Genomic DNA, 23,988 nt, shown 5'->3' with positions numbered 1-23,988 from the left:
GGCTCTGCGAAGAATGATAAGGGGCGGTCACCAGGATTCGCCGGTGTGGATCAGAGTTCATCGGCATCGCGTTGGCTCTGCGAAGAATGATAAGGGGCGGTCACCAGGATTCGCCGGTGTGGATCAGAGTTCATCGGCATCACGTTGGCTCTGCAGGATAAAGGTCACCACGATCAGGATCAGCCAGAGCAAATAGGGCCGGTACCACGCGCCGTTGGGGTCGATCCACCAATCCATGATCGCCGGGGAGAACAGGTAGATCCCCACCACCAGGATCAGAACCAATCGATAGATATACATGCCGCATCTCTTTTCGTGAGTGGCGCGATGGTAACGGATGCGCGCCTGCCTGCGTAGGTCGAGGCCGCTTGTCTGCGCAAGATTGCCGCAGGCATTCGGCCAAACGATCACGCTCGCCGGGGAGCTTACGCAGCTTGCACGGATGAACCGCTGGGGTAATATCTTGTCAACTGCAGTGGCTGGCGCTTGCGAGAATCCTCGTTGCACTTCATACATACTGCATTGCCCGCCAAGGAAAGGCCGATATGTCGCCCAAAGAACAGCAGCTCAGCGAACTTCTTGTACTCAACTCGCGCAGCCTCACTCACCTGACTGCCGCGATAACCTCCCTGTCGTTCGACCTGATGCGCAGCACCGACCCCAGTGTGCGCGGCGCCGGCTCGCGGATGATCGTCAGGCTGGAAGCGGTTAGCAAGGAGCTCGATCAACAGTGGGCGCTGATCAGCGAGCTGACTGGGGAGCCGCAGCCAACCCGTGCCGATGCCGTCGTGGAAGTCCAGCTGCATTCTGTGGGCTAGCCAGCGAAGTCAGGTTCGTGCTCCACCCATTTTGGGGCGGCACTCGGCTGCCAGTCACGCAACAGCTGCAGCAGTTCATGGGGCGATTCGCCGAGTTGCAGCATGGCGCGGTGCTGGGAACGCACGAAGCGTTCGCTGACCAGATGGTCGAGGAATTCGCCGAGTTTGCTGTAGAAGCCGCCCACATCGAGCAGGCCAAGCGGCTTGCCGTGATAGCCGAGTTGCCCCCAGGTCCACACCTCGAACAGCTCTTCCAGGGTGCCGAGTCCGCCGGGCAGGGCAATAAAGGCGTCGCTGAGCTCGGCCATGCGGGCCTTGCGTGCATGCATGCCGTCGACCACTTCCAGGCGGGTCAGGCCTGGATGACCGATTTCGGCGCGCTCCAGGCTCTGCGGGATGATGCCGATGACTTCGCCTCCCGCGGCCATTGCTGCATCCGCAACCACCCCCATCAGGCCAACCGCGCCACCACCGTAAATCAGACGCAGGCCTTGTTCGGCGAGATGCCGACCCAGGTTTTCCGCCGCCTGGCGATAGATCGGATGAGCGCCAGGGCTGGCGCCGCAGAACACGCAAATTGAACGCAAGGTCATGCTCGCTTCCTGACTGTGAAGGGCTCACAGGGTAGCCAGTCTGCGGGGATCTACCAAGCGATCATGCTGCCACTGGCGCCGCCCGCATAGGCGGCGAGCAAGCAGCCCATCCAATCATTGAGGTGCATGGCTTCTTTCCTGTTGTCTGGTCCTCAGGCTATATCCCGGGTGCCGTCGAGGCTGGTTGATTGTCTCGATGATGGCGATAGTTTCAGGGCTGGCTGGGCAAGTGGATAAGTATTCAATCGAGTTGCCCACAAAGACTGTGGAACGAACTGTGGATAAGGTGGGTGTAGGCGCATGCAGGCCTAGTTGTGCGGCTGCCCGGGTTGTTTGTACGTTTTTTGATCAGTTCTGTTTTGTTGATAAAACAAGCGCTTGGCGGTGTTATTCAAGGAGTGGGGATAAAATCAGAAAGTTGTCCACGACTATTGTGGGTAGGCCTGTGGGTAACTCTGTATGCCTGGCTGAATGCCTTGGTAATCGTGGCTTTGCGCAGGTTGATCAGCTTTTGATCAATTCATCCGAACGTTCGGCAAGGGCATGTCGAGTCGCTTCGGGTCAAGGAATAATCCAGTTATTTCAAGGATTTGTCTGGCGTATTCGGCGCTGTCCGAATAGTTATCCAGTGCAGCTGTGGAGCGTTCTGTGGATAAGCTGAGCGCGCTTGTATCCAGGCCACAGCGGACTAGGCGTGGTCGTAGTTGCTGGTTTTTTGCTCAATTGCAGAATCCACTACTGATCCAGTGCGCCGAACTGAGGGCGGCCGAGCAGTTGCAGGGCGTGCCCAAGACCGTGGGCGCCTTGCTCGAGCAGGCGGGCTCGCCGGTTGTTCGTTGATGGTCCACAGTTGCACGTTCAAGCCGCGCAGGACCTCGGCGCTGGCGTGGCACCTAGCCCATGGCGCGATAGAGCACGCTGGCAAAAATCATCGCGGGCATGGCCCGCTCCTACGAAACACCTGAAAACCGTAGCCCGGATGCAATCCGGGGAGGTCCGCACCCAGCGTCCGAGGGGGCATCTAGCGGTGAGGCTCAGCCGGCCAGCAGCCACACGCCGGTGACCGCCGAGGCGGCGCCCGTCAGCCGCACCAGTGGCGCTGCGGCTTGGGGCAGCAGGCGCACCATGAGGTAGCCGCTGGCGTGCAGAGCGGCGGTGGCGATGACGAAACCGCCGGCATAGCCCCAGGGACTGGCCAGCGCCGGCAGCTCCAGGCCGTGGGCCACGCCGTGGGTCAGGGCGAACAGCGCGGTCAGGCCGAGTGACAGGGACATCGGCAGGCGCACCGCGACTGCCACCAGCAGACCGAAGGCCAGTACTGAGCCGGCGATGCCGGTTTCCATCAGCGGGATCTGCATGCCGGCGAAGCCGAACAGACCGCCGAGCAGCATGCTGACCACGAAGGTCAGTGGCAGCGCCCAGCGTGCCGCGCCGGTCTGCTGTGCGGCCCAGAGGCCGACGGCGAGCATCGCCAGCAAATGGTCGAGGCCGAAGACCGGGTGGGCCAGGCCGGCCAATAGGCCGGAGTGGTCATGGCCGGCGTGGGCGAAGGCCACGGCCGGGCTGAGGAACAGGGCGAGGGCGAACAGTGATTGGCGCAGGTTCATGGTGGATCTCCTTGGTGTCCTGGTGGTGCGGGTCCAGGCCTGGTCGTGTGTAGGCGTGGGGGCGACGCCTGGTCCCATGGCCGCGGAAGCTTCGCGGCCATGGGCCGCTCCTACGAAAGGCTTCAGGCGACGTTGAGCATGCCGTGGCGTTCGATGAAGGCGATGATCTGTTCCAGACCCTGGCCGACTTTCTGGTTGCTGAAAACGAAGGGCTTGTCGCCGCGCATCTTCAGGGTGTCGCGCTCCATTACCTCAAGTGAGGCGCCGACCAGGGGCGCCAGGTCGATCTTGTTGATCACCAGCAGGTCGGATTTGCAGATGCCCGGTCCTCCCTTGCGCGGCAGCTTGTCGCCGGCCGACACGTCGATCACGTAGATGGTCAGGTCGGAGAGTTCCGGGCTGAAGGTGGCCGACAGGTTGTCGCCACCGGATTCGACGATGATCAGGTCGAGACCGGGAAAGCGCCGGTTGAGCTGGTCGACCGCCTCGAGGTTGATCGAGGCGTCCTCGCGGATCGCCGTGTGCGGACAGCCGCCGGTTTCCACGCCGATGATTCGCTCCGGCGCCAGGGCCTGGTTGCGCACCAGAAACTGGGCGTCTTCCTGGGTGTAGATGTCATTGGTCACCACCGCGAGGTTGTAACGCTCGCGCAGGGCCAGGCACAGGGCCAGGGTCAGGGCGGTCTTGCCGGAACCGACCGGGCCGCCGATGCCGATACGCAGGGGTTGGCTGTTCATCTGTGGGTTTCCTCTGTTGCAGGGCTCGCGCCGGAAGCGGTCCGGCCGTCGAAATAATGCGTAGGAGCGGGGGGCGCCTAGTTCCATGCCCGCGAAAAACAATCGAGGGCATGGCCCGCTGCTACGGTCGATCCAGGGAGCATCACGCTATGACCTGAACAGGCGGCTGTACTGGCGCTCGTGCGCCATGCTCGCCAGGGTCAGGCCGAAGGCGGCGCTGCCCCAGTGTTCGGGAGGTCGTTCGGTTGCCTGCTGTTGCGCCTGGTCGAGCAAGGGCAACAGCTGTGAGGTCAGGCGCTGGGCGGCTTGCTGGCCGAGCGGCAGGGTTTTCATCAGTACCGCCAATTGGTTCTCCAGCCAGCCCCAGAGCCAGGCGGCGAGGGCGTCCTGCGGGCTGATCTGCCAAGCACGGGCGGCCAGTGCCCAGGCGACGGCCAGGCCGGGCTCCTCCAGATCGGCGAACAGTGCGCGGGCTGCGTCGTCCAGTTCGGGCAAGCCGCTCAGCAGCTGCTCCAGGGAATAGCCCATCTGCCGACTTTCCTGACGCAGTTCGCGGGTTTCGCGGCTGGCGCGTTGCTGGGCGGCGAGACGCTGCAGGGTCGCCCAGTCGCCGGCGACCGCGGTCGCGCAGTGGGCCAGCAACAGTGGCGCCTCGAAGCGCGCCAGGTTGAGCAGGAGTTGCTCGGCGATCCAGCGTTTGGCGCTGTCCGGGCAAGCGACCAGTCCCTGTTCGACTGCCATTTCCAGGGCTTGCGAATAGCTGTAGCCACCGATTGGCAATTGCGGGCTGGCGAGTCTGAGGAGTGCCCAGGCCTTATTCACAGGGGCGCACCGAGCGGAAGCAGGCACTTATGAGCGTTAGCCGGCCGGCGACTCGGCCACCGCAGGCTGGCGAGTCCGGCTAGTGTCCGGGCCTCGTTCACTTGCGCGCCCCGAACTGATGCAGGCGTGGCGCATAGCTGAATTCGGCGTCGCCGGCGTGGGAGTGGTGGTGGCCGCCGCCGTAGGCGCCTTGCTCGGGCTGGTAGGGCGCCTCGATCAGCGTGACCTCGGCACCCAGTTGCTCGAGCATGGCCTTGAGCACGTAGTCGTCGGGCAGGCGCAACCAGCCGTCGCCCAGCTGTAGGGCGACGTGGCGGTTGCCCAGGTGATAGGCCGCGCGCATCAGCTCGAAGGGGTTGGCGCAGGTGACGTGCAGCAACTGTTCGGCGCGGGCGCAGACGCGCACGATGCGGCCGTCTTCGGCCTGCAGGCATTCGCCGTCGTGCAGGGGCGGCTGGCCACGCTCTAGGAACAGGCCGACGTCTTCGCCGTCGCGGCTGAAGCAGCGCAGGCGGCTTTTGCTGCGGGCCTCGAAGGTCAGTTCCAGTTCCGCGTCCCAATGTTCCTGGGCCGCGATGCGTTGGTGGATCACCAGCATGGGGGGCAGTTTCCGGCAGGATGATCTCGGTGATAGAGCAAGGGCCTTGCCAAACCCTGCGCACGCCGGCCGGCAGCGGCCTGCGTGGCGCGTGATGGCCAGAGTTGGGGCGTCAGGAGGGGTTGTTTTGGTGCGTGCTCGGGATGGATGCTTTATTTTGGTGCGTTGCCGGAACTGGCGACGAAACCGCTTTGGCAGGAAACTCCGGCCCCGGCGCCGTACTGGCGGCGCTGACGTTGCCGTTGTGGAGGCCTTCAGAGGTTGTGAACATATCGAGTGCCCTAGCGAGGCGGTCGCCAGGCGCGGTATTTCAGGGTCAGACTTCCCCGGATTGCATCCGGGCTACAAAAAAATGCTGCTCACTTGGCTTTAGTGAACAGCATTGCCGCAGTAGGCGAGAGTTTTTTCACCAGCTCCAGTACTCTGACTCGCCGGTTTCAGCCGTTGTGCCGCTGTTCCAACAGGCGCTCGGCACCGCCTTCGGCGAGCTGCAGACGTTGCTGGCCGGGTGTCCGCTCGGAGCCATTTTCCGCAGTGCGCAGACGTTGCTCCAGGGTGCGCTCGGCGCCACCTTCGGCGACATGACGATCCTGCGACAGGACCTCTTGCTGGCTGTCTTTCACCTCACCGAGCAGCGGTGGCGGGTTGTTGCTCGGCAGGGCGAAGGCGCTGCTGGCGAGCAGGCTCAAAACCAGGCTGATAACGAATGTGCTTTTCATGATCGGCTCCTCCAGGTGGGGCTCAATGGCTACAGGAGGCAATACTAGGGGCTTGGCCGTTAATAAGAAGTTGAACGACCTGATAGTGACCATCGATCTTGGTGATTATGGCGCCGGCGCCGGGCCATCCATGTTTTCGCCGACTTCAGGTTATGGTTGGCCGCACGTTGCGCGCATACCGAGGTTGCTGGCGGTGCCGGTCCATACGTTTCATACAGGGATGATCAGTTATGTCGAATAGTGTTGCGCCACGTTACCCCCTGGTATTGGTGCCGGGCTTGCTCGGTTTCATCCGTTTGCTCGGTTATTCCTATTGGTTCGGCATCGTCTCGGCGCTACGCCGTCAGGGCGCTCGGGTCTTCCCGGTGCTGGTGTCCTCGGTGCACTCCAGCGAGGTGCGTGGCGAGCAATTGCTCGAACGCATCGCTCAGGTGCTCAAGGAAACCGGTGCCGCCAAGGTGCACCTGATCGGCCATAGCCAGGGCGCGTTGAGCGCCCGCTACGCCGCCGCCTTGAAACCCGAGTGGGTGGCGTCAGTGACCTCGGTCGCCGGGCCCAATCACGGCTCGGAGCTGGCCGACTTTCTCCAGCGCAAGGCGCCCCACGGCAGCCTGCGCGAGCGCGTGCTGACCCTGCTGTTGCGCGTCGTGGCGCGCTGCATGGCCTGGCTGGAGACCGGTTACAAGGGGCCGCGTCTGCCCATGGATGTCGCCGCCGCTCAGCAATCGCTGACCAGCGAGGGCGTCACCGCCTTCAATCGGCAATTCCCCCAAGGCCTGCCGGATACCTGGGGCGGCGAGGGTGCCGCCGAGGTCAATGGCGTGCGTTATTACTCCTGGTCCGGCACCTTGCAGCCCGGCATCACCGATCGTGGCGGCAACCGCTTCGACGGGCCGAACCGGGCCTGCCGCCTGTTCGCCCGCACCTTTCGCCGCGAAGCCGGGCAGTGCGACGGCATGGTCGGGCGCTACAGCTCGCACCTGGGTACGGTGATCGGCGATGACTTTCCGCTCGACCACTTCGACATCGTCAACCAGACCTTCGGTCTGGTCGGCAAGGGCGCCGATCCCGTGGGGCTTTTTGTCGAACATGCCCGGCGCCTGCACGACGCCGGGTTGTAGCGCGCGCGGGGCGTGCTCGCGCCAGGGCAAAGCGAGCTGCCAGGATCCGATTGCTGGCACATCGCCGGGTCCAAGTTGGCTTTATCGAATGTTCAACTAGAGTTTCGGAATAGCCACTATTTCGTGGGTCTGTTGCATGCCTAAGGTCATACGGGTATTCGTACGAGCGGTGGACACGATGAACCGGGTCATCGGCCGCTTCGCCATGTACCTGATCTTCGCCATGATTGGCGTTCTGCTCTATTCCTCGATCAGCAAGACCTTTGCCGATCCGGCGATCTGGACCCTGGAAGCCGCCCAGTTTCTGATGGTCGCCTACTTCCTGCTGGGCGGTGGCTATTCCATGCAGCTCGATGCCCATGTGCGCATGGACCTGTTCTATAGCCGCTGGTCGCCGCGCACCAGTGCGACCATGGATGCGATCACCATCGGCTTCCTGATTTTCTACCTGGTCTTTCTGCTCTATGGCGGCGTCTCCTCGACGCTCTATGCCCTCGAGTATGGCGAGACCAGCTACTCGTCCTGGTCGCCGCGCATGGCGCCGATCAAGATCATCATGACCGTCGGCGTAGCGTTGATGCTGCTGCAGGCGATTGCCACCCTGTTCAAGGACCTCGCCAGCGCACGCGGGGAGACGCTGTAATGAGTTACGAACTCATCGCGCTGTTGATGTTCTCCTCGATGATGTTGTTGCTGCTCACCGGCAAGCGGGTGTTCGGTGCCATCGGCTTCGTCGCAGTGGCCGCGGCCCTGTTGCTGTGGGGTGACGGCGGCTCGGAGATCGCCTTCAGCGCGGCCATGAAGCTGATGAAGTGGTACCCGCTGCTGACCCTGCCGTTGTTCGTCTACATGGGCTACATGCTCTCCGAGTCCGGCTTGGCCGAAGACCTCTACCGCATGTTTCACGTCTGGATGGGGCCGCTGCATGGCGGCTTGGCCATCGGCACCATCGCCCTGATGGTGGCGATCTCGGCGATGAACGGCCTGAGCGTCGCCGGCATGGCGATCGGCGCCAGCATCGCCCTGCCCGAGTTGCTCCGGCGTGGCTACGACAAGATCATGGTCACCGGGGTGATCCAGGCCGGCAGTTCGCTGGGCATCCTCATCCCGCCCAGCGTGGTGCTGGTGCTGTACGGCATGATCGCCCGCCAGCCGGTGGGCCAACTGTGGCTGGCCGGGGTCTTTCCCGGCCTGATGATGGCGACCCTGTTCGTGCTCTACATCGTCATCCGTTGCCGCCTGAACCCCGCGCTCGGGCCAGCCTTGCCCGAGGAGGAGCGCCAGCAGATCAGCTGGGGCGAGAAGCTGCACCTGCTCAGGGCCGGTATCGCGCCGCTGTTCATCTTCTTCTCCATGACCGGCCTGTTCCTGATGGGCATCACCAGCCTGGTGGAAAGCTCGGCGGTAGGCGCCACGGCCGCCACCCTGGTCGCCCTGGTCAAGCGCCGGCTGAACGCCAGGGTGTTCGAGGAAACCCTGCGCAAGACCCTGGGCATCAGCTGCATGTTCATGTGGATCATCCTCGCCGCCTTGTGCTTCGGCGCGGTGTTCGACGGCCTTGGCGCGGTCAAGGCCATCGAGTCCTTCTTCGTCGACCGCCTGGAGCTGGGCCCCTGGCAGATCCTGATCATGATGCAGCTGTCGTTCATCCTGATGGGCATGTTTCTCGATGACACGGCCATGCTGGTGATAGTCGCGCCACTGTACGTGCCGCTGGTCGGCGCCCTCGGTTTCGACCTGATCTGGTACGGCGTGCTCTACACCATCACCTGCCAGATCGCCTACATGACCCCGCCTTTCGGCTACAACCTGTTCCTCATGCGCGCCATGGCACCGCCGGAGGTGACGCTGCGCGACATCTACGTCTCGGTCACACCCTTCGTGCTGGTCATGGTCCTGGCCCTGGTGCTGGTCATGGTGTTTCCGCAGATCGCCCTGTGGTTGCCGCAGTGGCATTACGCACGTTGAACCCAAGAATTCAGGAACGGCAGTAAATGACGATTGGCTTGTCGATACGAACCAGAACGGTACAGCCACCCATGAGGATCGAATTGCCCACCTGAAAACGCTGCACCGACCTGGCCGGGTCGCAGTGGTGCTGATGCATGACATCTGAGTCGACACTATTGGAGATACCAGCATGACTACGAGACGCAGCTTCCTCAAGACCGCGGCGGTCACCACCGGTGCGGTGGGCGCCACGGCCCTGGGTTCGGCGCACATCTATGCCGAGGAACCGAAGAAAATCACCTGGCGCCTGCAGACCTATGCCGGCCCGGCCCTCGGCGAGCACGTGATCAAACCGTCCATCGATGCCTTCAATCAGGCGGCCAACGGCCAGATGGAAATCCAGCTCTACTACGCCGACCAGCTGGTGCCGACCGGCGAACTGTTCCGCGCCATGCAGCGCGGCACCATCGACGCGGTGCAAAGCGACGACGACTCGATCGCCGCACCGGTGGACGTCTCGGTGTTCGGCGGCTACTTCCCCTTCGCCACCCGCTACAGCCTGGACGTGCCGGTGCTGTTCGAGAAGTACGGCCTGCGGCAGATCTGGGAAGAAGCCTACGGCGAGGTCAAGGGCGTCACCTGGCTCGGTGCCGGGGCCTGGGACCCCTGCCATTTCGCCACGGTCGAGCCGATCAGGAGCCTGGCCGACCTCAAGGGCAAACGCATCTTCACCTTTCCCACTGCCGGCAAATTCCTCTCCCGTTTCGGCGTGATCCCGGTGACCCTGCCCTGGGAAGACGTCGAGGTGGCGGTGCAGACCGGCGAGCTGGACGGCATCACCTGGTCGGGCATCACCGAGGACTACACCGTCGGCTGGGCCAACGTGACCAAGTACTTCCTCACCAACAACATCTCCGGCGCCTGGATCGGCTCCTATTTCGCCAACTCGGAGAAGTGGGCCGAAGTGCCCGAGCACCTCAAGACCCTGTTCAAACTGTGCATGGACAGCTCCCACTACTACCGCCAGCACTGGTACTGGGGCGGCGAGGCGCAGTTGCGGGTCGAAGGCGGCAAGCTGCAACTGACCACCATCCCCGACGCCGAATGGGCCACGGTCGAGGCCGAGGCCCTGAAGTTCTGGGACGAGATCGCCAAGACCAGTCCGCGTACGGCCAAGGTGGTGGAGATCTTCAAGAAGTACAACGCGCTGATGGCCAAGGCCGGCCCGCCCTATCGCTATTCCTGACGGATCGCGGGCAGGTCGGCGTGCGCATGCCACGGCGGCTGCGCCGTGGCTGCAGGTGCGGGCGCGCGGCCAGCGCGGATCGCTGGGGCAACGCCTCCCTGCGCCATGCCCCCGGTTCCGTAGGACCGGCAGGTGCGCCTAGCTGGGGACGCCCAGTTCCATGGCCGCGAAATGTCCCGTCAGAGTGCAGATCGTGGAACACGTCAGCGCTTCGGGGCCAGCAGGCAACGGCAACAGCGCCATAACAAAAAACAGGGGTGCATATGCTCAATCCGCGGGATGTTAAGACCAGCGAAGACGCCAGGCGCATCGTTGAGGAGCGTGGCCTCAGTCACGTCAAGGTCGGGGTGTTCGATAACGACGGAGTGATGCGCGGCAAGTACCTGAGCCGCAGCAAGTTCCTCTCCGCCCTCGACAGCGGCTTCGCCTTCTGCGACGTGGTGCTTGGCTGGGACGTCAAGGATCAGCTCTACGACAACGCCAGCTACACCGGCTGGCACACCGGCTACCCGGACGCGCCGGTGCGGGTGCTGCCGCATACCTGCCGCGACATTCCCTTCGAGAACGGTATGCTGCTGTTTATCTGCGAATTCGCCGAGCAGGCCGAGGCGGTATGCCCGCGCGGCACATTGCGGCGGGTAATCGAGCGTTGCCAGGCGATGGGGTTCGACCCCTTCGCGGCGCTCGAGTACGAATTCTTCATGTTCGACGAGACGCCCGAGTCGGCGCGGGAGAAGGGCTATCGCAACCTCAAGCCGTTCACTCCCGACTGGTTCGGCTACTCGACCATCCGCAACTCGGTGCATGCCGAGCTGTACCACGAGATTCTCGAACTGGCCGAGCGGATGGATTTTCCCATCGAAGGCCTGCACACCGAGACCGGTCCCGGTGTGATCGAGGCGGCCATCGCCTATGACCATGCCGAAGCGGCAGGAGACAAGGGCGCGCTGTTCAAGACCTTCATGAAGGTGCTGGCCCAGCGCAACGGCCTGATGGCCACCTTCATGGCCAAATGGTCGGGCAAGTACCCGGGGCAGAGTGGGCATATCCACGTCTCCCTGCGCGACCGCGCCAGCGGCAAGTCGGCCTTCCACGACCCCAGCCAGGCGCACAACATGAGCCTGATCCAGCGCCAGTTTCTCGCCGGCCAGCAGCGCCTGATGCCCGAGTTCCTGTGCATGGTGGCGCCGACCCTGAACAGTTACCGGCGTTTGATCCCCGGCTTCTGGGCGCCGACCGACGCCACCTGGGGCGTGGAAAACCGCACCGCAGCGCTACGCGTGATCCCCGGCAGCGACAAATCGCAGCGCCAGGAATATCGCCTCGGCGCGGCGGACGGCAATCCCTACCTGACCCTCGCCGTGGCCATTGGCTCCGGCCTGTATGGCGTGATGCAGCAGTGGCAGCCGACCGATCCGGTGTCCGGCAATGCCTATGCGCAGAAGCACCCACCGGAGCTGGCCCTGCCGCGCACCCTGTGGGATGCGGCGCAGCGCCTGAAAGCTTCCGCTGCGGCCCGTGAGCTGTTCGGCGATCCGTTCGTCGAACATTTCGCCGCCAGCCGCGAATGGGAGGAACGTGAATACCGTCGGCATGTCAGCGATTGGGAGCTGGATCGCTACTTTGAAATCATCTGAATGGTCGGTAGGCCCTGTGCGCAGATCCGGTGTTTACGCGCAAGCCGGCGGGAAATCCCCGAAAACCCATGGCTCGGATTGCATCCGGGCCATGGGTTGAATGGAACAGTTCTCGGTAATTGCGTAGGAGCGGGCCATGCCCGCGATGCTTTTGCAGGTATGGCCTATCGCGGGCATGGGCTGGCGCCCCCGGCTACGTGTCAACGGAACAGCAACCTACGGAGTGAGCAATGAGCAAGCTGCAATGCATATCCCCCATCGACGGCTCGCTGTATGTCGAGCGCGTGCTGGCGACGGCCAGTGAAATCCAGGCGGCCCTGGTCAAGGCCGAACGGGCACAGCAAGCCTGGAAGCACACCCCGGTGGCCGAACGCGTGGCCATCGGCCGTCGGGCCATCGCCGCCTTCGCCGCCCGGGAGGATCAACTGGCCGAAGAGCTGTGCTGGATGATGGGCCGGCCGATCCGCTATGCCCCCGGCGAGATCCGCGGCTTCGTCGAGCGCGCCAGCCACATGGCGGATATCGCCGAGAGCAGCCTGGCTGACATCCGCCTGCCGGACAAACCCGGCTTCAGCCGTTTCATTCGCCGCGAACCGCTCGGCGTGGCGCTGGTCGTCGCGCCCTGGAACTACCCCTACCTGACCGCGGTGAACGCCGTGGTGCCGGCGTTGCTGGCCGGCAACGCGGTGCTGCTCAAGCATTCGGCGCAGACGCCGCTGTGCGCCGAGCGCATGGTCGAGGCCTTCGTCGAGGCCGGTCTGCCCGACGGCGTGTTCCAGTACCTGCACCTGAGCCACGCCGATACCGAACAGCTGATCCAGGCACCGGCGATCCAGCACGTGTCCTTCACCGGCTCGGTGCCGGGCGGTGCCATGGTCGAGCGGGCAGCGGCGGGGCGCTTTATCAGTGTCGGCCTGGAGCTGGGCGGCAAGGACCCGGCCTATGTGCGCGCCGACGCCGACCTCCGCCATGCGGTGGAAACCACGATCGACGGTGCCTTCTTCAACTCCGGGCAATCCTGTTGCGGCATCGAGCGCATCTACGTGCACGAGTCGCTGTTCGAGGGCTTCGTCGAACAGGCGGTGGCGCTGGTGAAACAGTACAAGCTGGGCCGCTCCGACGACCCGGAAACCACCCTCGGCCCACTGGTGCGTAGCGAGGCGGCGGATTTCGTCCGCCGGCAGATCAACGAGGCCGTCGCCCAGGGCGCGGTCGCCCATATCGACCCGGCCAGCTTCGCCCTCGATCGCCCCGGCTCCGCCTACCTGGCGCCCCAGGTGCTGACTGGCGTCTACCACGGCATGCGGGTGATGACCGAGGAATCCTTCGGCCCGGTGGTCGGTATCCAGAAGGTCAGGGACGACGACGAGGCGCTGGCCCTGATGAACGACAGCGAGTTCGGCCTCACCGCCGCCATCTTCAGCCGCGACGCCGAGGCCGCCCTGGCCCTGGCCGAGCGGGTCGAGGCCGGCACCGTATACCTCAATCGCTGCGACTACCTCGACCCGGCACTGGCCTGGACCGGGGTCAAGCACTCCGGGCGCGGCTGCAGCCTGTCGAGCATCGGCTACGAACACCTGACCCGGGCGAAATCCTTCCACTTCAAGACCCAGCTGTGAGGTGCGTCATGGACCTGAATCACTACCGCATGAACTGGAACTACCCGACCTCGATCCGCGTCGGCGCCGGGCGCATCACCGAACTGCCGCAAGCCTGCCGTGCCCTCGGCATGAGCGCGCCGCTGCTGGTCACCGACCCCGGCCTGGCCGCCCTGTCGCTGATCGACCACGCCCTGCTGCAGTGCCGCGATGATGGCCTCAAGGCCGGGCTGTTCTCGGCGATCAAGGGCAACCCCACCGGGCACAACGTGATGGACGGGGTCGCCGCCTTCAAGGCCGGCGGCCACGACGGGGTGATCGCCTTCGGCGGCGGTTCGGCGCTGGACGCCGGCAAGGCCATCGCCCTGATGGTCGGCCAGAACCGCCCGCTGTGGGACTTCGAAGACGTCGGCGACAACTGCAACCGCGTCGACGTCGCCGGCATGGCGCCGGTAGTGGCGGTGCCGACCACCGCCGGCACCGGCTCGGAAGTCGGCCGCGCCTCGGTGATCACCGACGATGCCGAGCACATCAAGCGCATCATTTTCCACCCGCGGATGCTCCCGGCCCTGGTCATCCTCGACCCGCAACTGAGCATCGGCCTGCCGCCGAAGATCACCGCCGCCACCGGCATGGACGCCCTGTCGCACAGCCTCGAAGCCTACTGCTCGCCGCTGTTCCACCCCATGGCCGAAGGCATCGCCCTGGAAGGCATGCGCCTGGTCCAGCACTACCTGCCGCGCGCCGTGAGCAAGGGCAGCGATGTCGAGGCGCGCCTGCAGATGCTGGTGGCCTCGACCATGGGTGCCACCGCCTTCCAGCGCGGCCTCGGCGCCATGCACGCCCTGGCCCATCCCCTCGGCGCGCTCTACGACGCCCACCACGGCCTGCTCAACGCGGTGTTGATGCCCTACGTGCTGCAAGCCAACCGCGCCAGCATCGAGCCACAGATGGAACGCCTCGCCCGCTACCTCAACCTGGCCAAACCGGGCTTCACCGGCGTGCTCGACTGGGTGCTGCACCTGCGCAACGAAGTCGGCATCCCCCACAGCCTGAGCGAAATCGGCATCGACGACACCCGCATCGAGCAGATCGGGCAGATGGCCGAGGTCGACCCGTCGGCGGGAACCAATCCGATTGGTTTCAGTGCGAGCGAGTACAGTCGGTTGTTTGGCAAGGCGTTGCGCGGGGAGTTGTAGGACGGTGGGGCGGCACTCCAGGCGGGCCAGGGTGCTGCGCCTGGAGGTAGTCGCCGGCAGCGACTCTTTGACGGTTTGACGGGTGTCAGATCCGGCAGGGCTGTCGCTATTTCGGCTGCTTGGGCGGCAGGGCCTGCACGAACCTATGGCATCTATCGACCCATGCACAAAGGTCCGCATCGTTTTCGAAACCGGGCGGATCGACAAAAACATAACCCTTCATGGGCTTGCCGGTGAAATCCATCTCGCGAACGTGCGGCAGGGACAGTGCCTGGGCATAGCCCTCAGGTCCCACGCGCGCCATAAGTACATCGCCCAGAATTCCGACAAACATATAGTCCCGGGACATGAAGGCCAAGCCGCCAAACATCTTTCTTTCGATGATTGCAGGATGTCCTTGAAGTGTTTCTCTCAGTCTTTCTGCCAGGCCTTCGTCGTATGGCATGAGTGGCTCCTAATGCACATGGTCAGAGGTGATTTTGGGGTGATTAGGGTGACTCCGAATACCCTGGGCGGACGCGGCGTCGAACTCAGTGTTGAAATAAAGGGTAGGGGTTGATCGCCGTGCCTTTCCACCACTGCTTCTCGGGGCCGAGCAGGAAAATGGCAAAATGCAGGTGCGGTGCCAGCGCGTTGGCATTGCCGGTGGCGCCGACGTAGCCGATCAGGTCGCCGCGCTTGAGCTCCTGGCCCTCTTCCAGGTCGGCGGCGTAGCTGTCCAGGTGCGCGTAGTAGTAGGCGAAGGTTCCGCTCGCATCGTATTGGTAGATGGTCAGGCCGCCGGGCACGCTGTTGAAGAGTTTCACCACCTTGCCGTCGTCGACCGCGACCACCGGGGTCTGCAGTGGCGCCATGATGTCGAGGGCTTCGTGGATTCGCTCGCTGCCGCGCTTGTCGTCGAAGGTGTCGTTCAGTTGTGTCGCGGCAATGCCGGTCACGGGAATCAGCAGCGCGCCGGGGTGCAGCGGCAAGGGCTCGGCCGGGCTGAGGTTTTCGTCCTGGATCTCGGCTGGCGGCGTATCGCTTGGCGTCGCTGCGGCTGCGCTGGTGCGGGTCAGGCTAGTGGTGACTGCGCTCGCAGCCGGCTCCAGTGCCGCTGTGGCCAGCGGGGCAAGCGGTTCCGGCGCAGGGGACGCGCCAGTTGTCGGCGCATCCTGCACGGGCTCGTCAGTCACGGGCGCGGACAGCGTGATGGCCTGCAGGCTCGTCGTGGCGAAGTCGTTCTGCAGGAAATAGAACAGGCTCGCGGCACCGACGAGGGCGCCTGCGGAAAATATCAGAATGCTCTTCATGGTGGCGTCTGCTTACTCTTGCAGAAGGGCGGGTAGCCCGGGCTTGATTGCGTGTCCCATCGCCTCGACGTTCCAGTTGGTGAGGCGGATGCAGCCGTGGGATTGAGTCTTGCCGATCTTCGACGGCTCAGGCGTGCCGTGGATGCCGTAATGCGGCTTGGACAGGGCGACCCAGGCGACGCCGACGGGATTGTTCGGGCCGGCCGGGATGGTCGCCCTGGCGTGGGCGGGGTTGGCGTCCCAGAACAGCTTGGGGTTGTATTTGAACTCCGGATTTCGCGCCACGCCGAGGATCTTCCACTCGCCGAGTGGCAGCGGATCGCGCGCGCTGCCGGTGGAGGCGGGGAACTGCGCGATGATTGCATCCGCAGCATCGTAGAGGGTGACGGTCGAGTCGGACTTGTCGACCACCACCCGCGCGGCCTTGGCCAGGGGCGCCGCCGAGGCGAGATTGGGCACGACGATCGATTCACCGGCGCGGCCCAGATCCTGGCCCGGATTGAGCTGCGCCAGCAACGCGGGGCTGGCGTGGAATTTCTCGCCGAGTGCTTCCACCGGGTCGCGGTAACCCAGCGCGTCGAGCTTGGCCTTCGCCATCATGTCGGCTGGAATCTGCTGGAAGGGCCCGGCGACGTCGGCCTCGGTGAGGGTGTAGCTCACCAGCACCCGCTCGGCATCAGTATTCAGTGCCGCCCAGGTGGCTTCGTCCATGACGCCGTTGGCGGGCAGGCCGTTGTTTTTCTGGAAGCCGCTGATGGCGATACGGGTGTTCGAGCCGAAACTGGCGTCGACCTCGCCTGGAAAGAAGCGCGCACGATCGAGCAGTATCTGCACGCGCAGCACCGCGACGTTGCGCTGCTTGGGGCCGACCTCGCCGCGCAGGCTGGCGTCGTTGGCGATCTCGGCTGTGAAGGGCAGCGCGGTGGCGCCGTCTTCGAGTGTGAGTGGCGTGGCGGTGGCGTTGGCGAATGCGAATGGCACGGCCGCTGCCTGAAAGGCCAGCACGACGGCGCAGGTGAACATGGTTTGGCTGTTCAAGATACGATCCTCAAGTGAGCAAACAGGACGAACTTCAGCGTGTTCGAGCAAGCTCGCCACACGTTTAGCGTGTTGTTGGTCATAAGGAATCGACGTGCCATTAATGCACAGTAATGGCGGTTACAGGCGGGAGAATGTGGACAAAACCCCCGGCTGCTGCCCAAACCCCCCGACATCTCGCACGCCTGGCGGCGTGAGGTGGTCGCGCGAAGTGTGTGCAGGTAATTTGATCGGGCCTGCGGGGAGGAGTTCCTGGCGGCCCGTTCGCGCGGCGATGCTGAGCGCGGCGCCTACTCGGCCTGGGCGGCTTTCAGCGTTTCATAGGCCGGTGCGGCGTAGATGCCGATTTCCACCGCCAGTTCCAGCACCCGCGCGAGGTCGTTGCGGTAGACCAGCACGGCTTGCAGTTCGTTATCCAGCGCTTCGCTGAAGTCGACCAGGACATAGCCACCAGTTTCCGGCGACAGGCTGCCGAGTTGCACCTGGATGCGGTTGAGCGCCTTGAGCGCTTCGGTCTTGGCAAGCTGCTTGGGCTTGAGCACGAAGCTGACCTGCTGGCCGAAGGAGTCGACGATCTGCTGGAACAGTTGATCGTAGCTGTCGGCCTGGAACAGTACGGTATCCGGCAGGCTACCGACCACCACCCACTCGCCGAGCGGGATCGGGAAGCTGTCGTCGTAATTGATGTCCGGGTTGGCGGCGAGGAAGGCCTGCGGATCGGCGTAGGCCTGGGCCGCCTCGTCGGCGATGCGCGCGACGTCTTCGGCCAGCATGCAGCCCGAGCTTATCTTGCCAATCAATTCTTCGAGCTGGGCTTTCATCGGAGCGGTCCTGTGCGGCAGTTGAATAGTGGGCGCAAGGATAAGGGAAATGTGTCGTTTCGGCGCGCGGAAAGTCATGTACAAACTTCGCTCCTACGAAACCCCTGAGTCCCGTAGCCCGGATGCAATTCGGGAAAGCCATTGTCGCCGCAACATCGTCCCCGGATTGCATTCGGGCTACGAGAGTTGTGCGAGATGCCGCAGACCTTGCACATGACTATAGGATCTACGGCCTGGCAGTTCAGCGCAGTTGCGCCTCGGCCAGGGTGCGGCTGTGCGGGATGCGCTCGACGTCCCAGTGGTTGACCGCCCAGGCCAGCAGTTCGGGCGGGCGGGCGTGCTCCAGTTCGCCGGGCAGCGCTTGCCCCAGGGCGCGCAAGGCGCGAACCAGCAATGGCGCGGCCTGGTCGGCCGGCAGCGGTGGCGAGCGGTAGGTCTTGCCCAGTTTGTTTCCGTCCGGCTGGATGATCAGCGGCACGTGCAGATAGCGTGGCTGCGCCAGGCCGAGTAGTTCCTGCAGGTACAGCTGGCGCGGGGTGGAATCGAGCAGGTCGGCGCCGCGTACCACGTCGCTGACGCCTTGCCAGGCATCGTCGAGCACCACCGCCAGTTGGTAGGCGTAGAGGCCGTCGCGCCGACGAATCACGAAGTCGCCGACCTCGCGGCCCAGGTGCTGGCGGTATTCGCCCTGCACCCGGTCGATAAAGCCGTAGCTCAGGTTCGGCACGCGCAGGCGGATCGCGGCGTTCCGTGGCGCATGCCCGGCGTCGCGGCAGGTGCCGGGGTAGATGCCGTGGTAGCCCTCCAGTTGCTTGCGCGAGCAGGTGCAGGCATAGGCCAGGCCCTGTTGCAGCAAGCGCTCGACCAGGGCGGCGTACTCGGCATGGCGGTCGCTTTGTCGCAGCAGTTCGCCGTCCCATTCAAGGCCGTAGCTTTCCAGGGTGCTGAGGATCGCGTCCTGGGCGCCGGGGACTTCGCGCGGCGGGTCGAGGTCTTCCATGCGCAGCAGCCAGCGACCGCCCACCGCGCGCGCGTCGAGGTAGGACGCCAGCGCCGCGACCAGTGAGCCGAAGTGCAGGTAACCACTGGGGGTGGGGGCGAAGCGACCGATATAAGCGGGAGCGTTCATACGGACGAATATAGAAGCTTATGCGCGGAGATGAGAACAATCGCAGCCGATGCCCGACTGGGATAGCGCAGGAGCAGAAACAACACGGGGCGCCGAAGCGCCCCGTGGATCAGATCAGGAACCGATCTGTTTTTCCTTGATTTCCGCCAGGGTCTTGCAATCGATGCACAAGGTGGCGGTGGGGCGGGCTTCCAGGCGGCGGATGCCGATCTCGACGCCACAGGAGTCGCACCAACCGTAATCGTTGTCGTCGATCAGTTGCAGCGTTTCGTCGATCTTCTTGATCAACTTGCGCTCGCGATCACGAGCACGCAGTTCCAGGCTGAACTCTTCTTCCTGGCTGGCGCGATCCGCCGGGTCAGGGAAGTTGGCCGCGTCGTCCTGCATGTGATGCACGGTCCGATCGACCTCCTGCATCAGTTCCAGCTTCCACTTGTTGAGGATGCCGGTGAAGTGGGCGCGCATCGGCTCACCCATGTACTCCTCGCCCTTGGTTTCTTTATAGGGTTCGAAGCCACGAATCAGTTGACTGCTTTTTGCTTTCGCTTTTGTAGGCATGGATGACCGCCTCTCACTCTATCTAGTCCACTGCGCAGGATGCTGTCCATTGCCGGGAAAAACCCGGCCCTGCGGCTGCAAGCGGGCGAACTTACCAGAACAACTCAAGCCGCGCTACTCCCGGTTGTCATGGTTGCTGCCGTTTCGCCCAACCCTTGGGTAGAATCCGCGCCTCAACCTCTATTCAAGGCAGGTCCATGGCCCCGTCCTACAGTGCGCGCAGCCGCGCCATCGAACCCTTTCACGTCATGGCCTTGCTCGCCCGCGCCAACCAGTTGCAGGCCGCTGGCCACGATGTCATTCATCTGGAGATCGGCGAGCCGGACTTCACCACTGCCGCGCCCATCGTCGCTGCCGGCCAGGCCGCCTTGGCCGCCGGGCATACCCGCTATACCGCGGCGCGGGGAATACCGGCGCTGCGTGAAGCGATTGCCGGGTTCTACGCACAGCGCTATCGACTGAGCATAGACCCTGAGCGGATTTTGATTACCCCGGGAGGCTCCGGCGCGCTGTTATTGGCCACCAGTCTGTTGGTCGACCCCGGCAAGCACTGGCTGCTGGCCGATCCGGGCTACCCGTGCAACCGGCATTTCCTGCGCCTGGTCGAAGGCGCCGCGCAACTGGTGCCGGTGGGGCCGGAGGTGCGCTATCAACTGACCGCGGATCTGGTCGCGCGGCACTGGGACAAGGACAGCGTCGGCGCGCTGGTTGCCTCGCCGGCCAACCCGACCGGCACGCTGTTGTCCCGCGAGGAGCTGGGTGGGCTGTCCCGGGCGCTGAAAGAGCGCGGTGGCCATCTGGTGGTCGACGAGATCTATCACGGCCTGACCTATGGGGTGGACGCCAGCAGCGTGCTGGAAGTGGACGACGATGCCTTCGTGCTCAACAGCTTCTCCAAGTATTTCGGCATGACCGGCTGGCGGCTCGGCTGGTTGGTGGCACCGCAGGCGGCGGTGGCGGATCTGGAGAAGCTGGCGCAGAACCTCTATATCAGCGCGCCGAGCATGGCCCAGCATGCCGCGCTGGCCTGTTTCGAGGCGCCGACTCTGGAGATTCTCGAGCAGCGCCGGCACGAGTTCGCCCGCCGTCGCGACTTCCTGCTGCCGGCGTTGCGCGAGCTGGGCTTCAAGATTGCCGTCGAGCCCGAGGGCGCCTTCTATCTATATGCCGACATCAGCGCCTTTGGCGGCGATGCCTTCGCCTTCTGCCAGCATTTCCTGGAGACCGAGCACGTAGCCATCACCCCGGGCCTGGATTTCGGTCGTCACCTGGCCAGCCAGCATGTGCGTTTCGCCTACACCCAGGATCTGCCGCGTCTGCAGCAGGCGGTCGAACGGATTGCCCGTGGCTTGAAAAGCTGGCGTCCCGATGCGCTTTGAGCCCGCGCTGGAGCAGGGCCGGCTGCTGCGCCGCTACAAACGCTTCCTGGCCGATATCGAAACCGCCAGCGGCGAGCTGCTGACCATTCATTGCCCCAACACCGGCTCGATGCTCAACTGCATGAGCGAAGACGCGCGGGTCTGGTTCAGTCGCTCCAATGATCCCAAACGCAAGCTGCCGGGCACTTGGGAAATCGGCGAAACCCCGCAGGGTCGCCTGGCGGTGATCAATACCGCACGCGCCAACGGCCTGGTCGAAGAGGCGCTGCATGGTGGACTGATCACTGAATTGGCCGGCTTCAGCGCCTTGAAGCGTGAAGTGCCCTATGGCCAGGAGCGCAGCCGCATCGATTTTCGTCTGGATTACCCGAGTGGCGCCGCCTTCGTCGAGGTCAAGAGCGTGACCCTGGGTTATGCCGACAGCCGGGTCGCGGCTTTTCCCGATGCGCGCACCGAGCGTGGTGCCAAGCACTTGCGCGAACTGGCGACGCTGGCGCGTGGTGGCGTGCGGGCGGTGCAGTTGTATTGCGTCAACCTGACGGAGATCGATGCGGTGCGCCCGGCTGCGGAGATCGATCCGGCCTATGCCGCGGCCCTGCGCGAGGCAGTGAGCGCCGGCGTCGAGGTGCTGGCCTATGGCGCGGATATAACGCCGCAGGAGGTGCGCCTGACGCGCCGGCTCGCGGTGCAGTTATAGATTCGGAGGGTGCGCCGTGTGTTCCGGCGTCCGAGACCATGGCGTGGGCTTTTATTGGTGCGCGCAGCCTAGGCGGCCCTGCACACCCTACGCGGTATCGATGCCGTTCCGGATTGCCTCCTGGCTACAACTCGACCCAGATCCCTTCGTGGTTTTCCGTGCAGGCCAAGGAGTCGAGCGATTGTCCTGAACAAGGCCCGGCCACGCACTCGCCCGAGTCGATGAGAAACAGTGCGCCGTGGGTGGCGCACTGGATCAGGCTGGCGCTGTGGTCGAGAAACTGGTCCGGCAGCCATTCCAGGTTGATGCCCTTGTGCGGGCAGCGGTTGCGGTAGGCGAACACCTGGCCGTCCTTGCGCACGGCGAACAGCTTGTCGCCGTCAATCACGAAGCCCCGGCTCTGGCCTTCGGCCAGCTCATGCGGGGCGCATAAACGCATCATCGGCATCTCCAAGATAGGCCGCCATTATCCCGGACTGCGCCGGCTTGCCAAGCGCAGCGCGCCTGCCGGAGCAGAAAAGTCGGCGGTTGGAGCTTGCGCTATCGCGGGATTGACTGGCGGCCTGCCGCGCAGCCTTTTATCCTGCCAGCCACTCTTTGACCGCAGAAGCCCAGCCCACGCCATGAATCCTGTCATTCAGCCGCGCTCACTGTTTATCGCGCTGGGCCTGTTGCTGGCGCTCGCGCTCTGGTTATCCCTGGCGCTGGGGCCGGTCAGCCTGCCGCTGGCCGATACCCTGCAGGCCGCGCTACGCCTGTTCGGCATGCCGGTGGGCGGCGTCGAGCTGGAGCAGGCCGAACTGATCCTCGGGCAGATCCGCCTGCCACGCACCCTGCTGGGCCTGACCGTCGGCGCGGTGCTGGCGCTGTGCGGGGTGGCGATGCAGGGCCTGTTCCGCAACCCCCTGGCCGACCCCGGCCTGGTCGGTGTCTCCAGCGGTGCGGCCTTGGGTGCGGCGGTCGCGATTGTCGGCGGCGCGGCGCTGGGCGGCCTGCCGGAGGTCTTCGCGCCTTATCTGTTGTCGCTGTGCGCCTTTATTGGTGGCCTCGGGGTGACCGCCCTGGTCTATCGCCTCGGTCGCCGCGACGGTGAGACCAGTGTGGCGACCATGCTCCTGGCCGGCATCGCCCTGACGGCCCTGGCCGGTGCGGCGATTGGCCTGTTCACCTACCTCGCCGATGACGCCACCCTGCGTACCCTGACCTTCTGGAACCTTGGCAGCCTCAATGGCGCCAGCTATGCGCGGCTGTGGCCGTTGCTGCTGGTGACCCTGGCGGTAGCGCTGTGGCTGCCGCGGCGGGCCAGGGCGCTGAATGCCCTGTTGCTCGGCGAGTCGGAAGCGCGTCATCTGGGTTTTGCGGTCGAACGGGTCAAGCGCGAGCTGGTGCTGTGCACCGCCCTGGGGGTCGGCGCCGCGGTGGCGGCGGCGGGGATGATCGGCTTTATCGGCCTGGTGGTGCCGCATCTGATGCGTCTGCTGGTGGGGCCGGATCACCGCGTGCTGCTGCCGGCTTCGGCACTGGCCGGCGCCAGCCTGTTGCTGCTGGCCGACCTGGCCGCGCGGCTGCTGCTGGCGCCGGCGGAACTGCCGATCGGCATCGTCACCGCGTTGATTGGCGCGCCGTTCTTTCTCTATCTGTTGCTGCGGGGGCGTGCTTGATGCTGCGAGCGGAAAATCTGGCGGTGCAGCGCGGTTCCCGTACCGTATTGAACGCTATCGACCTGGAACTGCGCCCGGGCGAAGTACTCGGCGTGCTCGGCCCCAATGGCGCCGGCAAGAGCACCCTGCTCGGTGCGCTCTGCGGCGAACTGCAGCCGTCCCATGGGCAGGTGTTGCTCGATCAGCGCCGCCTCGGCGATTGGCCGGGCGCCGAGCGCGCCCGGCGCCTGGCGGTGTTGCCGCAAACCTCGACGCTGAATTTTGCCTTCCGCGTCGAGGAAGTCGTCGCCATGGGCCGGCTACCTCATGCCAGCGGTCAGCTGCGTGATGGGCAGATCGTCGGCGAGGCACTGCAGGCGGCGGATGCCGCCCATCTGGCCGGGCGCAGCTACCTGGCCCTGTCCGGCGGCGAGCGTCAGCGTGTGCACCTGGCGCGGGTGTTGGCGCAACTCTGGCCGGGTGGCGAGGGGCAGATCCTGTTGCTCGACGAGCCGACCTCGATGCTCGATCCGTTGCACCAGCACACCACCCTGCAAGCCACCCAGGCCTTTGCCGGACGGGGCGCGGCGGTGCTGGTAATCCTGCATGATTTGAACCTGGCGGCGCGTTACTGCGACCGTTTGCTGTTGCTCGATGGCGGTCGCTCGCATGCCCTTGGCAGCCCGGAGCAGGTGTTGCGCGCCGAGCCGCTGCAGGCGGTATTCGGTCTGGAGGTGCTGGTGCAGCGCCATCCGGAACGGGGGCATCCACTGATCGTGGCGCGCTAGT

The 23,988-nt window shown here is 64.6% G+C and carries 26 protein-coding genes; 12 read left to right on the top strand and 14 right to left on the bottom strand.

Annotated features, from left to right (window positions below; translation table 11 throughout):
* Positions 1-123: 123 nt before the first annotated feature.
* On the bottom strand, positions 124-300 hold the full coding sequence (locus tag R3355_RS22415; protein WP_003244646.1) for a hypothetical protein: 177 nt from the start codon (positions 298-300) through the stop codon (positions 124-126).
* 245 nt (positions 301-545) lie between these two features.
* Between R3355_RS22415 and R3355_RS22410 the strand changes: the two genes are divergently transcribed.
* Positions 546-818 carry a hypothetical protein gene (locus R3355_RS22410; protein ID WP_318963297.1) on the top strand — a complete coding sequence of 91 codons (273 nt, stop codon included), beginning with the start codon at positions 546-548 and terminating at the stop codon, positions 816-818.
* On the opposite strand, the gene R3355_RS22405 is transcribed toward R3355_RS22410, so the two are convergent.
* From R3355_RS22405 to R3355_RS22380, 6 genes are all read right to left on the bottom strand, one after another.
* Positions 815-1,411: a TIGR00730 family Rossman fold protein gene (locus R3355_RS22405; protein ID WP_318963295.1), complete on the bottom strand. Its 597-nt coding sequence runs from the start codon at positions 1,409-1,411 to the stop codon at positions 815-817. The genes R3355_RS22410 and R3355_RS22405 overlap by 4 nt on opposite strands.
* 1,034 nt (positions 1,412-2,445) lie before the next feature.
* Positions 2,446-3,018 carry a HupE/UreJ family protein gene (locus tag R3355_RS22400; protein ID WP_318963293.1) on the bottom strand — a complete coding sequence of 191 codons (573 nt, stop codon included), beginning with the start codon at positions 3,016-3,018 and terminating at the stop codon, positions 2,446-2,448.
* Between the two features lie 122 nt (positions 3,019-3,140).
* Positions 3,141-3,755: an urease accessory protein UreG gene (gene ureG, locus R3355_RS22395; protein ID WP_318951272.1), complete on the bottom strand. Its 615-nt coding sequence runs from the start codon at positions 3,753-3,755 to the stop codon at positions 3,141-3,143.
* Between the two features lie 147 nt (positions 3,756-3,902).
* Positions 3,903-4,577 (bottom strand): urease accessory protein UreF, encoded by a 675-nt coding sequence (locus R3355_RS22390; protein WP_318963292.1) that lies wholly within the window; start codon positions 4,575-4,577, stop codon positions 3,903-3,905.
* Between the two features lie 97 nt (positions 4,578-4,674).
* Positions 4,675-5,175: an urease accessory protein UreE gene (ureE, locus tag R3355_RS22385; protein WP_318963290.1), complete on the bottom strand. Its 501-nt coding sequence runs from the start codon at positions 5,173-5,175 to the stop codon at positions 4,675-4,677.
* Positions 5,176-5,612: 437 nt separating this feature from the next.
* Complete coding sequence (locus R3355_RS22380) at positions 5,613-5,894, bottom strand: hypothetical protein (RefSeq protein WP_318963289.1); 282 nt, start codon at positions 5,892-5,894, stop codon at positions 5,613-5,615.
* Positions 5,895-6,124: 230 nt separating this feature from the next.
* Between R3355_RS22380 and R3355_RS22375 the strand changes: the two genes are divergently transcribed.
* The 7 genes from R3355_RS22375 (at position 6,125) to R3355_RS22345 (ending at position 14,645) form a co-directional block, all read left to right on the top strand.
* Entirely contained in the window at positions 6,125-7,015 is an 891-nt protein-coding gene (locus R3355_RS22375; protein WP_318963287.1) for a triacylglycerol lipase, read from the top strand.
* Between the two features lie 136 nt (positions 7,016-7,151).
* The gene (locus tag R3355_RS22370) at positions 7,152-7,658 is read left to right on the top strand and encodes a TRAP transporter small permease subunit (RefSeq protein ID WP_318963285.1); all 507 of its coding nucleotides are present in this window, start codon (positions 7,152-7,154) and stop codon (positions 7,656-7,658) included.
* The gene (locus R3355_RS22365) at positions 7,658-8,983 is read left to right on the top strand and encodes a TRAP transporter large permease (RefSeq protein WP_318950855.1); all 1,326 of its coding nucleotides are present in this window, start codon (positions 7,658-7,660) and stop codon (positions 8,981-8,983) included. Before R3355_RS22370 ends, R3355_RS22365 begins: the two co-directional genes overlap by 1 nt.
* A gap of 172 nt (positions 8,984-9,155) precedes the next feature.
* Complete coding sequence (gene dctP, locus R3355_RS22360; protein WP_318950857.1) at positions 9,156-10,211, top strand: TRAP transporter substrate-binding protein DctP; 1,056 nt, start codon at positions 9,156-9,158, stop codon at positions 10,209-10,211.
* A gap of 263 nt (positions 10,212-10,474) precedes the next feature.
* Positions 10,475-11,848, top strand: coding sequence for a glutamine synthetase (locus R3355_RS22355; RefSeq protein WP_318950859.1), 1,374 nt, complete (start codon positions 10,475-10,477; stop codon positions 11,846-11,848).
* A 230-nt stretch (positions 11,849-12,078) separates the two neighbouring features.
* On the top strand, positions 12,079-13,467 hold the full coding sequence (locus tag R3355_RS22350) for an aldehyde dehydrogenase family protein (protein ID WP_318963283.1): 1,389 nt from the start codon (positions 12,079-12,081) through the stop codon (positions 13,465-13,467).
* A gap of 8 nt (positions 13,468-13,475) precedes the next feature.
* Positions 13,476-14,645 carry an iron-containing alcohol dehydrogenase gene (locus tag R3355_RS22345; RefSeq protein WP_318963282.1) on the top strand — a complete coding sequence of 390 codons (1,170 nt, stop codon included), beginning with the start codon at positions 13,476-13,478 and terminating at the stop codon, positions 14,643-14,645.
* Positions 14,646-14,751: 106 nt separating this feature from the next.
* On the opposite strand, the gene R3355_RS22340 is transcribed toward R3355_RS22345, so the two are convergent.
* The 6 genes from R3355_RS22340 to dksA all read right to left on the bottom strand — a co-directional run bounded on the left by R3355_RS22340 (position 14,752) and on the right by dksA (position 19,483).
* Complete coding sequence (locus R3355_RS22340; protein WP_318963280.1) at positions 14,752-15,090, bottom strand: TfoX/Sxy family protein; 339 nt, start codon at positions 15,088-15,090, stop codon at positions 14,752-14,754.
* 85 nt (positions 15,091-15,175) lie between these two features.
* Entirely contained in the window at positions 15,176-15,937 is a 762-nt protein-coding gene (locus tag R3355_RS22335; protein WP_318963279.1) for a M23 family metallopeptidase, read from the bottom strand.
* Positions 15,938-15,949: 12 nt separating this feature from the next.
* A complete protein-coding gene (locus R3355_RS22330; protein WP_318963278.1) occupies positions 15,950-16,975 on the bottom strand; it encodes a L,D-transpeptidase in 1,026 nt (341 codons plus the stop codon).
* Positions 16,976-17,265: 290 nt separating this feature from the next.
* Entirely contained in the window at positions 17,266-17,796 is a 531-nt protein-coding gene (locus R3355_RS22325; protein ID WP_318963277.1) for a hypothetical protein, read from the bottom strand.
* A gap of 241 nt (positions 17,797-18,037) precedes the next feature.
* Positions 18,038-18,925, bottom strand: a complete 888-nt coding sequence (gene gluQRS / locus R3355_RS22320) for a tRNA glutamyl-Q(34) synthetase GluQRS (protein WP_318963276.1) — start codon at positions 18,923-18,925, stop codon at positions 18,038-18,040.
* A 114-nt stretch (positions 18,926-19,039) separates the two neighbouring features.
* On the bottom strand, positions 19,040-19,483 hold the full coding sequence (gene dksA, locus R3355_RS22315; protein ID WP_305255914.1) for an RNA polymerase-binding protein DksA: 444 nt from the start codon (positions 19,481-19,483) through the stop codon (positions 19,040-19,042).
* Positions 19,484-19,680: 197 nt separating this feature from the next.
* On the opposite strand from dksA, the gene R3355_RS22310 reads away from it, so the two are divergent.
* Together R3355_RS22310 and sfsA are read left to right on the top strand one after the other, a co-directional pair.
* Positions 19,681-20,862, top strand: coding sequence for a pyridoxal phosphate-dependent aminotransferase (locus R3355_RS22310; protein ID WP_318963275.1), 1,182 nt, complete (start codon positions 19,681-19,683; stop codon positions 20,860-20,862).
* On the top strand, positions 20,852-21,559 hold the full coding sequence (sfsA, locus tag R3355_RS22305) for a DNA/RNA nuclease SfsA (RefSeq protein ID WP_318963274.1): 708 nt from the start codon (positions 20,852-20,854) through the stop codon (positions 21,557-21,559). The genes R3355_RS22310 and sfsA overlap by 11 nt, the downstream gene beginning before the upstream one ends.
* A gap of 124 nt (positions 21,560-21,683) precedes the next feature.
* Here sfsA and R3355_RS22300 read toward each other — a convergent pair whose 3' ends face one another.
* A complete protein-coding gene (locus tag R3355_RS22300) occupies positions 21,684-22,001 on the bottom strand; it encodes a Rieske (2Fe-2S) protein (RefSeq protein ID WP_318963273.1) in 318 nt (105 codons plus the stop codon).
* 181 nt (positions 22,002-22,182) lie between these two features.
* On the opposite strand from R3355_RS22300, the gene R3355_RS22295 reads away from it, so the two are divergent.
* Both R3355_RS22295 and R3355_RS22290 read left to right on the top strand, forming a co-directional pair.
* Entirely contained in the window at positions 22,183-23,220 is a 1,038-nt protein-coding gene (locus R3355_RS22295; protein ID WP_318963272.1) for a FecCD family ABC transporter permease, read from the top strand.
* Positions 23,220-23,987 carry a heme ABC transporter ATP-binding protein gene (locus R3355_RS22290; RefSeq protein WP_318963271.1) on the top strand — a complete coding sequence of 256 codons (768 nt, stop codon included), beginning with the start codon at positions 23,220-23,222 and terminating at the stop codon, positions 23,985-23,987. Before R3355_RS22295 ends, R3355_RS22290 begins: the two co-directional genes overlap by 1 nt.
* Position 23,988 lies beyond the last annotated feature (1 nt).

It is taken from the genome of Pseudomonas sp., from assembly GCF_033723075.1.
In the GTDB taxonomy this organism is placed as follows: Bacteria; Pseudomonadota; Gammaproteobacteria; order Pseudomonadales; family Pseudomonadaceae; genus Aquipseudomonas.
The sequence above is the reverse complement of the archived record's forward strand: the minus strand, read 5'-3'. Positions and strand labels throughout refer to the sequence as shown.